General features: G+C 41.3%; 11 protein-coding genes and 10 tRNA genes. 5 read left to right on the plus strand and 16 right to left on the minus strand.

The annotated features are described in order from the left end of the window. Positions 1–171 precede the first annotated feature (171 nt). The 16 genes from H5154_RS18025 to lolB form a co-directional block, all read right to left on the minus strand. Positions 172–246 (minus strand) — tRNA-Gln (locus H5154_RS18025). 38 nt (positions 247–284) lie between these two features. Next, positions 285–369: transfer RNA gene (locus H5154_RS18030), tRNA-Leu, on the minus strand. Between the two features lie 84 nt (positions 370–453). Continuing rightward, positions 454–528, minus strand: a tRNA-Gln gene (locus H5154_RS18035). A gap of 40 nt (positions 529–568) precedes the next feature. Then, positions 569–653: transfer RNA gene (locus H5154_RS18040), tRNA-Leu, on the minus strand. Between the two features lie 165 nt (positions 654–818). Further along, positions 819–893, minus strand: a tRNA-Gln gene (locus tag H5154_RS18045). 40 nt (positions 894–933) lie between these two features. Further along, positions 934–1,018: transfer RNA gene (locus H5154_RS18050), tRNA-Leu, on the minus strand. A gap of 167 nt (positions 1,019–1,185) precedes the next feature. After that, positions 1,186–1,262, minus strand: a tRNA-Met gene (locus tag H5154_RS18055). 5 nt (positions 1,263–1,267) lie between these two features. Further along, positions 1,268–1,342: transfer RNA gene (locus H5154_RS18060), tRNA-Gln, on the minus strand. Between the two features lie 38 nt (positions 1,343–1,380). Beyond that, positions 1,381–1,465, minus strand: a tRNA-Leu gene (locus H5154_RS18065). A 63-nt stretch (positions 1,466–1,528) separates the two neighbouring features. Then, positions 1,529–1,605, minus strand: a tRNA-Met gene (locus tag H5154_RS18070). A 279-nt stretch (positions 1,606–1,884) separates the two neighbouring features. Continuing rightward, positions 1,885–2,976, minus strand: coding sequence for a redox-regulated ATPase YchF (gene ychF, locus H5154_RS18075; RefSeq protein WP_145240629.1), 1,092 nt, complete (start codon positions 2,974–2,976; stop codon positions 1,885–1,887). 34 nt (positions 2,977–3,010) lie between these two features. Next, entirely contained in the window at positions 3,011–3,595 is a 585-nt protein-coding gene (pth, locus tag H5154_RS18080; protein ID WP_145240631.1) for an aminoacyl-tRNA hydrolase, read from the minus strand. A 17-nt stretch (positions 3,596–3,612) separates the two neighbouring features. Continuing rightward, complete coding sequence (locus H5154_RS18085) at positions 3,613–4,218, minus strand: 50S ribosomal protein L25/general stress protein Ctc (protein WP_145240633.1); 606 nt, start codon at positions 4,216–4,218, stop codon at positions 3,613–3,615. A 160-nt stretch (positions 4,219–4,378) separates the two neighbouring features. Continuing rightward, the gene (locus tag H5154_RS18090) at positions 4,379–5,326 is read right to left on the minus strand and encodes a ribose-phosphate pyrophosphokinase (protein WP_145240635.1); all 948 of its coding nucleotides are present in this window, start codon (positions 5,324–5,326) and stop codon (positions 4,379–4,381) included. Between the two features lie 100 nt (positions 5,327–5,426). Further along, positions 5,427–6,284: a 4-(cytidine 5'-diphospho)-2-C-methyl-D-erythritol kinase gene (ispE, locus tag H5154_RS18095; RefSeq protein ID WP_257325560.1), complete on the minus strand. Its 858-nt coding sequence runs from the start codon at positions 6,282–6,284 to the stop codon at positions 5,427–5,429. 1 nt (position 6,285) lies between these two features. After that, a complete protein-coding gene (gene lolB / locus H5154_RS18100) occupies positions 6,286–6,873 on the minus strand; it encodes a lipoprotein insertase outer membrane protein LolB (protein WP_149980714.1) in 588 nt (195 codons plus the stop codon). A gap of 83 nt (positions 6,874–6,956) precedes the next feature. Between lolB and hemA the strand changes: the two genes are divergently transcribed. The 5 genes from hemA (at position 6,957) to H5154_RS18125 (ending at position 12,229) form a co-directional block, all read left to right on the plus strand. Continuing rightward, positions 6,957–8,213 carry a glutamyl-tRNA reductase gene (gene hemA, locus H5154_RS18105; protein WP_182719176.1) on the plus strand — a complete coding sequence of 419 codons (1,257 nt, stop codon included), beginning with the start codon at positions 6,957–6,959 and terminating at the stop codon, positions 8,211–8,213. 7 nt (positions 8,214–8,220) lie between these two features. After that, positions 8,221–9,306 carry a peptide chain release factor 1 gene (prfA, locus tag H5154_RS18110; protein ID WP_145240641.1) on the plus strand — a complete coding sequence of 362 codons (1,086 nt, stop codon included), beginning with the start codon at positions 8,221–8,223 and terminating at the stop codon, positions 9,304–9,306. Between the two features lie 2 nt (positions 9,307–9,308). Then, entirely contained in the window at positions 9,309–10,151 is an 843-nt protein-coding gene (prmC, locus tag H5154_RS18115; protein WP_182719177.1) for a peptide chain release factor N(5)-glutamine methyltransferase, read from the plus strand. Positions 10,152–10,201: 50 nt separating this feature from the next. Then, positions 10,202–11,743 carry a response regulator gene (locus H5154_RS18120; RefSeq protein ID WP_182719178.1) on the plus strand — a complete coding sequence of 514 codons (1,542 nt, stop codon included), beginning with the start codon at positions 10,202–10,204 and terminating at the stop codon, positions 11,741–11,743. 111 nt (positions 11,744–11,854) lie between these two features. After that, positions 11,855–12,229, plus strand: coding sequence for a SirB2 family protein (locus H5154_RS18125; protein WP_182719179.1), 375 nt, complete (start codon positions 11,855–11,857; stop codon positions 12,227–12,229). Positions 12,230–12,260: the final 31 nt, after the last annotated feature.

Here is a 12,260-nt window from a genome sequence, read left to right on the forward strand (position 1 = left end):
TAGACTGAATTAACTTAACCAACAACAGTTATACTTAAATGTACAATAATAAGGAACACCTATGCAACAGAGTGTTTTCAATGCAATTTTTAAGAATTTTTTAGGCTCTGCCCCACAGTGGTATATGATAAAAGATAAAAGATAAAAGATAGAGAAGGATATTTATAAAATTGGCTGGGATACCAGGATTTGAACCTGGGAATGCCAGGATCAAAACCTGGTGCCTTACCGCTTGGCGATATCCCAACTTTAAATTTTATTAGTTTTAGTTCTAGGTAAGAACATGGTGCGGAAGGAGAGACTTGAACTCTCACATCCTAAGATACTGGAACCTAAATCCAGCGCGTCTACCAATTCCGCCACTCCCGCATACTCTGTATAATTATATACGTTTTTGCTGTTTATACTCGTAGCTAGAGTTATTCTTTAACAACATTCTTTGGTAGAAGAAGTTGGCTGGGATACCAGGATTTGAACCTGGGAATGCCAGGATCAAAACCTGGTGCCTTACCGCTTGGCGATATCCCAACAAAGAAAAAGTTGATAGTTTTAATTCTTATCAAGAACATGGTGCGGAAGGAGAGACTTGAACTCTCACATCCTAAGATACTGGAACCTAAATCCAGCGCGTCTACCAATTCCGCCACTCCCGCATCGAGCATATACAGTATTAATGTATTGGAACCTAAAACCAGCGTCTAATTCAAGATAACTGCCAATTCCGCCACTCCTGCATAATCCGTATAATTATATACGTTTTTGCTGTTTATACTCGTAGCTAGAGTTATTCTTTAGCAACATTCTTTGGTAGAAGAAGTTGGCTGGGATACCAGGATTTGAACCTGGGAATGCCAGGATCAAAACCTGGTGCCTTACCGCTTGGCGATATCCCAACAAAGAATCAATTGATAGTTTTAGTTCTTATCAAGAACATGGTGCGGAAGGAGAGACTTGAACTCTCACATCCTAAGATACTGGAACCTAAATCCAGCGCGTCTACCAATTCCGCCACTCCCGCATCGAACATACAGGTAACAATGTATTGGAACCTAAATCCAGCGCCTAATTCAAGACAACTGCTAATTCCGCTACTCCTGCATACTTTGTGTAATAAAACACTAGGTAGTTATTTTAAACTCTTTATTGAGTGTAGTTTATACTCCTACAGAGCCATTTCAAAAGAAATGGTGGCTAAGACGGGATTTGAACCTGTGACCCCATCATTATGAGTGATGTGCTCTAACCAGCTGAGCTACTTAGCCATTGTTGGCTGGGATACCAGGATTTGAACCTGGGAATGCCAGGATCAAAACCTGGTGCCTTACCGCTTGGCGATATCCCAACAATAACAATTGATAATTTTAATTCTTATCAAGAACATGGTGCGGAAGGAGAGACTTGAACTCTCACATCCTAAGATACTGGAACCTAAATCCAGCGCGTCTACCAATTCCGCCACTCCCGCATACGTTGTGTAATAAAACACTAGGTAGTTATTTTAAACTCTTCATTGAGCAACAAAAAATAATGGTGGCTAAGACGGGATTTGAACCTGTGACCCCATCATTATGAGTGATGTGCTCTAACCAGCTGAGCTACTTAGCCATCTTTTTTTGTTAGCACTTCATCGCTGAGTGCGGGGCGTATTATGCTGATATGACCCAAATCCGTCAACACCTTTTTTGCAAAAAAACACGTATCTTGGTTTGTTTGCGGGAAAAATAGGCTAACAGGCTAAATTTTAATAAAAATGGTGTTTTTTTAACTGCTTTATTGTGACTTATTCACAACAGCTGATATTTAATGATAGTGCAAAAATAAAAAAGGCTCGTAAAAACGAGCCTTTAAAAATCACTAAAGGTGATAGGTCACACTGGGATGGTGTTAAACATTGAACAAGAAGTTCATTACATCGCCATCTTTAACTATGTATTCTTTGCCTTCTTGGCGCATCTTACCTGCTTCTTTTGCACCACTTTCACCTTTATAGGCGATGTAGTCATCAAAAGCGATGGTCTGTGCACGGATAAAGCCACGCTCAAAGTCAGTGTGGATTTTACCTGCAGCTTGTGGCGCAGTTGCACCTACTGGGATTGTCCATGCACGTACTTCTTTTACACCTGCAGTAAAGTAGGTTTGTAAATGAAGTAACTCATAACCACCACGGATCACTAGATTCAAACCTGGCTCATCCAGACCAAGATCGGCCATAAACTCAAGTTTATCTTCTTCATCTAGTTCCGAAAGCTCAGATTCAATCGCGGCACATACAGGCACAACAACAGCATCTTCAGCAGCAGCAATTTCGCGTACACGGTCAAGATATGGGTTATTTTCAAAACCATCTTCAGCTACGTTAGCAATATACATAGTTGGTTTGATTGTTAAGAAGTTAACAGAGCTAATAGCCGCTTTTTCTTCTTTAGTTAATGCTAAAGAACGTAAAGTTAAGCCTTCATCAAGGTGTACTTTTACTTTTTCAAGTACGGCATTTTGTTCTTTTGCGTCTTTATCGCCACCTTTGGCTTTTTTCGCGTTACGGAAAAGGGCTTTTTCAGCGCTATCCATATCAGCAAGTACTAACTCGGTGTTGATCACATCAATATCATCAGCAGGATCAATGGTACCTGCAACGTGAATGATGTTGTCATCTTCAAAGCAGCGCACTACGTGGCCAATTGCATCGGTTTCACGAATGTTAGCTAAAAACTGGTTACCAAGACCTTCCCCTTTCGATGCGCCTTTTACAAGACCTGCAATATCCACAAATTCCATACTCGTTGTAAGAATACGTTGTGGCTTTACAATCTTTGCAAGTTCGTCTAGACGAGGATCTGGCACCGGTACCACGCCCGTATTTGGCTCGATGGTACAAAAAGGAAAGTTAGCGGCTTCAATACCCGCTTTGGTTAATGCATTGAAAAGTGTTGATTTACCAACATTAGGCAAACCGACGATGCCACATTTGAAACCCATAGTTAAGATACCTTGTTTAGATCCGCTTAACCAATTATGGCTTAAACGAATGTAGTCTGTTTTGTGCTTTTAACACACCGTCTTTTGCAAGTATTTCCATACAACGAACTGCTTCATCTACTGCGGCATCCATTTTCTCTTGGTCTTCTTTGGCTGCTTTTCCAAGCACCCATCCGGTCACCATTTCACGGTGTCCTGGATGACCTATGCCAACGCGCAAACGCATGAAATCTTTTTGATTTGCCATCTTTGCAATAATGTCTTTTAAGCCATTATGGCCACCGTGTCCGCCACCTTTTTTTAATTTGGCAACACCGGGTTCTAAATCCATTTCGTCATGGGCAACTAGGATGCTCTCAACAGGAATTTTGAAAAAGTTGGCTAAACTACCGACAGCTTTACCACTTAAATTCATATAAGTAGTAGGGATCAGTAATTTGAATTCTTGACCTTGGATGATCACTTTGCCGGTAAGGCCGTGATACTTAGGATCGTGTTTTAGCGTACAGTTGTAGCGTGCAGCGAGTTGCTCGATGAACCAAGCACCTGCATTGTGGCGTGTGTTTGCGTATTCGGGGCCTGGATTAGCCAGGCCCACAAGCATTTGAATAGAATTCAAGGTGCAAACCTTAAAATTTATTCTGCAGCTTCGTCTTCAACTGGCGCAGCTTTGTTAGCTTTGATAGTTACGATAGACTGGTCGTGATCAGCACCTTTCGCTAAATCAACAGATGAAACACCTGCTGGAAGTTTAACGTCAGAGATGTGTATTGAGTCACCAGCAACTAGGCCAGCTACGTCAACTTCTACGAATTCAGGAAGTGACTTAGGAAGACACGTGATTTCGATTTCTGTTAATTGGTGAACTACAGTGTTACCCGCTTTAGTTACCGCTTCTTCACCGATGAAGTGAACTGGTACTTTAGTGTTAAGTTTGTGAGTAGCATCTACACGTTGAAAATCAAGGTGAGTGATTTTAGGCTTGAACGGGTGACGTTGGATATCTTTAAGGATAGCTTCAACTTTTTCACCAGCGATATCAAGAGTAAGGATGTGAGTGTAAAAACCTTCACTTTCTTGTGCTTTGATAATATCTTTGTGTTCAAAAGTAAGTGATGCAGCTTCTTTGTCAGCACCGTAAAGGATCGCAGGGATTTTATCTTCACGACGTAGGCGGCGGCTCGCACCTGTACCCGTAGCTGTGCGTAATTCTGCATTAAATGTATATGTTTCGTTAGACATGATGTCTCCAATAATTAAATAGTGTAGGGCCTTTGCGACCAAGGTCCCTAGCCAAAAGGCGCGCTATCATACCACCGCGACTAATTAAAAGAAACACGATACATAAAAAAAGCGCCAATGAGGCGCTTTATTACATCAGGATATTTTAACTAAACCAAGTTTAGTGTTCGAACATCGCTGAAATAGATTCTTCATTGCTGATACGGCGAATTGTTTCAGCTAGCATGTCTGCAAGTGTTAACACTTTAATTTTATCAATTGCTTTTAATTCAGCAGACAGTGGAATTGAGTCAGTTACAATCACTTCATCAATTACTGAGTTACGAATGTTTTCTAATGCTTGGCCAGAAAGTACAGGGTGAGTAGCGTAAGCGAATACTCGCTTAGCACCGTGTTCTTTAAGTGCTTCAGCTGCTTTACATAAGGTACCGCCAGTATCGATCATATCATCAACGATGATACAGTCACGGCCTTCAACGTCACCAATAATGTGCATTACTTGAGAAACATTCGCTTGTGGGCGACGCTTATCAATAATGGCAAGATCGGTATCGTTTAATAACTTAGCAATAGCACGGGCACGAACTACACCGCCGATATCAGGTGATACAACAACAACATCATCAAATTGACGCTCTTTCATATCTTCAAGTAGCACTGGGCTACCGAACACATTATCAACTGGTACATCAAAGAAGCCTTGGATTTGCTCAGCGTGTAAATCAACCGTTAGAACTCGGTCAACACCTACACTTGATAAGAAATCAGCAACAACTTTTGCTGTGATTGGTACGCGAGCAGAGCGCACGCGGCGATCTTGACGTGCATAACCAAAATAAGGAATGACGGCTGTTATACGACCTGCAGATGCACGACGTAAGGCATCAACCATTACAATAAGCTCCATCAAGTTATCGTTAGTAGGGGCACAGGTTGATTGCACAATAAAAACATCCGAGCCACGAACATTTTCATTAATTTGAACACTGATCTCACCGTCGCTAAAACGGCCAACAACAGCATCGCCAACTTCAATATATAAACGTTTTGCAACTTTTTGAGCTAACTCAGGTGTTGCGTTACCAGCGAAGAGCTTCATGTCAGGCACGGTAGGGTTCCTCAGGCACTGAATTTTTGGACTAATAAGCGATAAAAAAAGTATAGCTTATTAACTTAAACTTTATTTACTTGTACATTACTTCATTGCTTCAATGTATAGCGTCCAACTGCGTATGAGCAGGAGAGATATTAACGCTGCTGGCAATAAAACCGTCCCAGTTATGGGGGAGATTTTCAAGAACATGTTGCGCTTCTTTTTGCGTGGCAAATTCAACAAAACAGCATGAACCTGTGCCAGTCATCTTCGACGGAGCGTATTTTAGCAACCACTGGAGGGTCTTTTCAACCTCAGGGCAGAGCTTTTTAACTAAAGGCTCGCAATCGTTGGCTAATGTTTGTTGTTGCCAGTGGCCTTTTAGCTTCGGTGTATTGCGTTTTAAATCTGGGTGAGTAAAAATTTTCGCGGTGCTGACATGTTCACTTGGATGCACTACACAATACCATTTTGACGGCAGCTCTACATTCACTAACTTCTCGCCAATGCCTTGAGCTAGGGCGCTTTTGCCGTTAATGAACACCGGCACATCTGCGCCTAACTGCACGCCAAGCGCTGCTAATTCAGATAGTGATAACTGGCATTGCCATAATTTATTAAGCGCTAAAAGTGTGCTGGCCGCATCTGAAGAACCACCACCAACGCCGCCTCCCATTGGTAATATTTTAGTTAAATTTATTTTTGCGCCAAAAAGGGAATTTGTGTGTTTTTGTAATAAAACGGCCGCTTTATAGATCAAATTATCTTTTAGGGGGATATCGGTGGTGTCACCAGTGACTTCAATTTCAGTTGTTTCAGTCAAAGTAAATGTGAGTTGATCGCCATAATTTAAAAAAGTAAATAAGGTTTCCAGTTCATGATAGCCATCTTCACGACGGCCATTAATGTGTAAAAATAAATTGAGTTTGGCAGGAGCCAATAACGAAAATGAAGTCATAGTGTGCGTAGTCATGTTAGTTAAAGTGCCACTCGTAAAGTTGAATTTTTATTTTAATATCTTGGTGTTTTAACGTGAGCTTTTTAGGTAACCAAAATCCGGCGTATTGTTGGTAATCAGCATAGCTTATTTGCCATTGATCGCCATCGGGTGCGTGCCAAGTTACATTTTTTGCTCGGCCTAGTTCATCAACTTGCAAACTTGGATCGTCAACAGTGCCTTTTAACCAATTATCGGCGCTGTCCATCGGTATATTAAAACCAGTGAGCCTAGCAAGCAGGCGCGATGCATTAATGTCATGGTAAATGTGATCATCGTATTCAAGTTCAGCGCCGTTAGTATTTTGTGTTAATGCTAAAACACGGGTACCGATAAAACTCGTTAAAATAAGTTGGTTTAACTGTTCTTGTTGTTGCCAATTTAAGTTTGCTGATTGGCGTTCATCTGGACTAATAAAAGCCAGTTTTCCTTCAACTTGCCAATTGGTTTGTTGTGATAATTGCGACTTCCAATCGTCATAAAGAGCTGTTTGAGGGCTAATTTGCTGCGCACAACCACTTAAAAATAAAAAAAATATGAGTAAAATCAAATATAGTCGAATCAAATGTCGTTCCTTACTTTCCATATTCCGCTGATTTTTGGTAAAATTATCGTCTTTCGAGCACGGCTTAGCAATATTTGGCACATATGACCATAGTAGCACTTGGTATTAATCATAAAACCGCATCTGTAGAATTACGCGAAAAGGTTGCCTTTTCGCCTGAGCAATTGTCAGAAGCATTACAGCAACTGAGCGATCACGATCAGTTTAATGAAGCGGTTATTGTGTCCACATGTAACCGAACAGAAATCTATTGTAGCCTCGCTCAGCAAAATTCCCAAATACTGTTGCAATGGTTAGCTAGTTTCCACGGTTTGGATGAATACGAACTGAGCAGTAATGTATATTGTCATCAAGATAATGATGCTATCAATCATTTAATGCGTGTGTCATGTGGCCTAGATTCTTTGGTGCTAGGTGAACCGCAAATTCTTGGTCAAATAAAGCAAGCTTATAATAGCGCCAAAAATCACAATTCGGTGAGTGTGGTATTTGACCGGTTATTTCAAAAAACCTTTTCGGTAGCAAAACAAGTAAGAACGGAAACCGATATAGGCGCCAGTGCGGTGTCTGTTGCTTATGCTGCGGTTAATTTAGCTAAACATATATATGGCAAGTTAGATAAAACCAAAGTGCTATTAATTGGTGCCGGGGAAACAATTGAGCTGGTAGCGAAACATCTATATCAAAATGAACCACAACAGATCACCGTGGCGAATCGCACCATAGAGCGTGCACGCCTACTGGCAGAAGATGTTAATGCCGACGTTATTGCGTTAGCGCAGTTACCTGAACGCTTACATCAGGCGGATATAGTGATCAGTTCGACAGCAAGTACTTTGCCAATTATTGGTAAAGGGGTAGTTGAACAAGCGCTAAAACAACGTCGTAATAAGCCAATGTTATTTATTGATATTGCAGTACCGCGCGATATTGAAAGCCAAGTTGGTGAATTAGATGCGGCCTATTTGTATTCGGTTGATGACTTACAGGCAATAGTAAGCGAAAATATCGCTTCAAGAGAACAAGCCGCCGATGAAGCGCAAGTGATTATTACCCAGCGCTGTGCGGAATTTGTGATGTGGATGCGTTCACTCGACTCTGTCGATCTGATCCGCTCTTATCGCCAAGATGTACACGATATTAAGTCTGAGCTGGTTGATAAGGCAATAAGCCAATTAAACACTGGTAAAGACGCAGAAAAAATTATTTTAGAGCTGGCCAACAAGTTAACCAACCGCCTAATGCACGCGCCTACCCGTGCAATTCAAGATGCGGCTAAAAAAGGTGAAGTTGCTCAGTTAAGCCAATTAAAGAAAATGTTAGGTATTGATCAGGAATAGCAGTTACATGAAAGAGTCCGTTTATCGTAAGTTAGAAACCTTAGTAGAGCGTTATGAAGAAGTACAAGCGCTGCTAAGTGATCCGTCAGTTATTAGCGACCAAAATCGTTTTCGTGCGCTTTCAAAAGAATATTCTGAGTTGGAAGAAATTGTTAAAGCATTTTTAGGCTATCAGCAAACACAAGATGATGTTGCTACAGCAGAAGAAATGCTAAAGGATTCGGATCCTGATATGCGTGAGATGGCGCAAGAAGAATACAAAGAAGCCAAAGCGCAAATCCTTGCTATCGAAGATCAAATACAAGTGTTGATGCTACCAAAAGATCCGCGCGACAATAATAATGTGTTTTTAGAAGTACGTGCCGGCACGGGAGGCGATGAAGCGGCCATTTTTGCTGGTGATTTATTCCGTATGTATACCCGTTATGCTGAAACTAAAAAATGGAAAGTAGAGATTGTGAGCACCAATGAAGGTGAGCACGGTGGTTACAAAGAAGTCATTGCTAACATTAGTGGTGAAGGCGTGTACGGGCAATTGAAGTTTGAATCAGGTGCTCACCGGGTACAACGTGTGCCAGAAACTGAATCGCAAGGACGAGTACATACCTCTGCGTGTACTGTTGCGGTAATGGCTGAAGTGCCAGAAGCTGAAGCGATTCAAATTAATACCGCTGATATTAAAGTTGATACGTTCCGTGCCTCAGGTGCCGGTGGTCAGCACGTTAATAAAACTGACTCGGCAATTCGTATTACCCACTTACCAACAGGTGTAGTAGTTGAGTGTCAAGATGAACGTTCACAGCATAAAAATCGCGCGAAAGCGATGTCAGTGCTTGCTGCACGTTTACAACAAGCGGAAGATGAGAAACGCCACGCGGCTGAAGCATCAGAGCGTCGTAACTTAGTCGGTAGCGGTGACCGTTCGGAACGTATTCGTACTTATAACTATCCGCAAGGACGTATTACAGATCACCGTATCAATCTCACTTTATACCGTTTAAATGAGGTAGTTGCCGGCGACTTAGGTTGTGTGATTGAGCCGCTAATGCAAGAGCATCAGGCTGATTTACTAGCCGCTATGGGTGATGAGTAATCGTGACCGACACGATTGAAAGTGCTGTTTCGCGTGCTACTTTGCTGCTGCAAAGTAGCAGCGATAGTGCCAAATTAGACGCGCAAGTATTATTGCTCGACGTATTACAAAAACCACGTAGCTACTTATTTAGCTGGCCAGAACAAAAGTTAACACCGCAACAACAACAGCTATTTGAAAGTTATTGTCAACGTCGCTTAACAGGTGAGCCAGTGGCTCATATAACGGGCACGCGTGAATTTTGGAGTTTGCCACTGCAGGTTAATCCCACTACGCTGATCCCTCGCCCAGATACCGAAACACTGGTTGAATATACGCTCAGTTTGCCTTTACCTGTGGCCGCTAAAGTGCTTGATTTAGGCACTGGGACTGGTGCAATTGCGCTTGCACTTGCCAGCGAAATGCCACTTTGGCAAATCACAGGGGTTGATAGGGTTACTGATGCTGTAGCGCTTGCGAATACAAATAAGCAGCGGTTAGGCTTTATTAATGTAGACTTTGTGCAAAGTGATTGGTTTAGCCAAGTTACAGCACAACAGTTTGATCTAATAGTTAGTAATCCGCCGTATATCGAATATGATGATATTCACTTAAATCAAGGTGACGTACGTTTTGAACCACTTTCTGCGTTAGTTGCCGATGATGACGGTATGGCTGATATAAAGTATATTATTACTCAAGCACGCAATTTTTTAACGTCAAATGGTTACCTTGTCATTGAGCATGGTTATCAACAAAGTACTAAAGTGCATAGTTTTTTTGCACAAATGGCGTATACAAATATACTTACAGTTAAAGACTTAGCAAATAACGATCGTGTAACGCTCGCACAGTGGCCGGGATAATTATAAAAATTACAGTGCGAGAGCAAAATAAACGCCTTTGAGGACTCAGTATGATGGATGATTTTTTGTTTTCGGATGAACCACAAGAAGTAGAAAGTGAAGTAGTTAAGGGGACATGGAAAGTCATCATTGTTGATGATGAGCCTGAGGTTCATGCTGTCACGAAATTGGCATTAAGTGATTTTGAGTTTCAAGACAAGCGTTTAGAGTTTATTAGTGCATACTCAGGGGCTGAGGCTAAAGTACAAATAGATAATAATCCCGATGCTGCAATCGTACTGCTCGATGTAGTGATGGAAACCGACGATGCAGGCTTAAAAGTCGCGCAATATATTCGTGAAGTCGCTAAAAATAATCATATCCGTATTATCCTTCGTACTGGTCAACCCGGCCAAGCGCCAGAGCGCCAAGTTATTGTTAATTATGATATCAATGACTACAAATCAAAAACTGAACTTACCGCACAAAAACTATTTACTGTAGTGATGTCGAGCTTACGTTCTTATCGCGATATTTTATCGATTGAACAATCTCGTCAAGGGCTTGAAAAAATCATTAAAGCATCTCGAGATATTTTTTCAGCGCACTCACTTGATCATTTTATTGAAGGGGTGATGCAACAATTAACATCGTTGCTCGGCACTGTTGATCAAGCAATGTACGCCACCAGTTTAGTGGCAGGTAACCCACAAGATAATCAGCATAAATTAGTGGTATTTTCTGGGCGAGGCGATTTTGAACGCAGCGAAGGTAAAGCAATTGAAGAGGTATTAAATACCGAGCAGCTATCAGCATGTAAACAAGCATTTAGAGATAAAAACATTGTTTATAAAGACAATTATTTGTTTGCATACTGTTGTAGCGAACATAATCATAATTCAATGCTTTTTATATCCGGTATTCCACACGACTTATCGGATACACAGCGCCATTTGATTGAAATATTTTCGCAAAATGTACAGTTAGCGTATGAGAATGTGCAATTACAATCCGAGGTCGAAGCAACTCAGCAAGAATTAGTGCTTCGTTTAAGCGAAGCTCTGGAGCAGCGTTCAACCGAAACGGGCAATCATGTTAAGCGGGTTTCGCATATATGTCATACTTTAGCACTGGCGTATGGTTTATCGAAACGTGAGGCTGACTTAGTTCGTTTAGCGTCGCCACTTCATGATGTTGGAAAAGTGGGTATTCCTGATGCTATTTTAAATAAGCCGGGTAAATTGACCTCCGAAGAGTGGGACATCATGAAAACGCACACTCAAAAAGGTTACCTCATCTTACAAGATTCTCGTCGTGAAATCGTTAATGCAGGTGCTCAAATTGCACGTGATCACCATGAAAAATGGGATGGTTCAGGTTACCCACAAGGGATCCAAGGAGAAGACATTCATATTTTTGGCCGTATAGTGGCGATTGCCGATGTGTATGATGCGCTGCGCCATAAACGCTGTTACAAAGAAGCGTGGACGCTTGATGATGTCGTTAATGAAATCAATCAGCAAAAAGGCAAACACTTTGAGCCTAAACTGGTCGATGCATTTAACGACAACCTAGCGGAGCTTGAAGAAATTTTAATGCGTTTTCCAGATTAAAAAATAATACCCAGTGCATTGAACTGGTGAGTTATTTAACGCATTAGAATAGGCATGTTTAACAACATTGGTACAATTTCTTTTTTAACATTAATGAGTAGTTAGGGGCATATGGATTATTTAGCAGTCAAACACACACACATGGCAATTGCAGTTTTAAGCATTGTTCTATTTTATCTACGTTCATTTTCTCGCCTCGGCAGTGGTGCAATCGCTAAAAATAAATTGGTATTTATTGGTAGTCACGCAACCGATACGTTTTTACTTATTTCAGCCTTCGCGCTGATGGCTATTGCAAAAATTAATCCACTAGAACAAACCTGGCTGCTTGAAAAGATTATTCTTGTAGTGGCGTATATTGCACTGGGTATTATTGCCAGTAAACAGCAAAAAACCAGTATAAAAATTATGTTTTTAGTTGTTACGACTGTGGTCATTGCCTTCATTGGTAAGCTAGCGGTTGCCAAAACAGCGTTTATTTTGTAACTAAAGGTGTTCAAAGGCTGCACTAAACAGT

This window comes from Pseudoalteromonas sp. SR44-5, from assembly GCF_014163675.1.
Classification (GTDB): domain Bacteria; phylum Pseudomonadota; class Gammaproteobacteria; order Enterobacterales; family Alteromonadaceae; genus Pseudoalteromonas; species Pseudoalteromonas rhizosphaerae.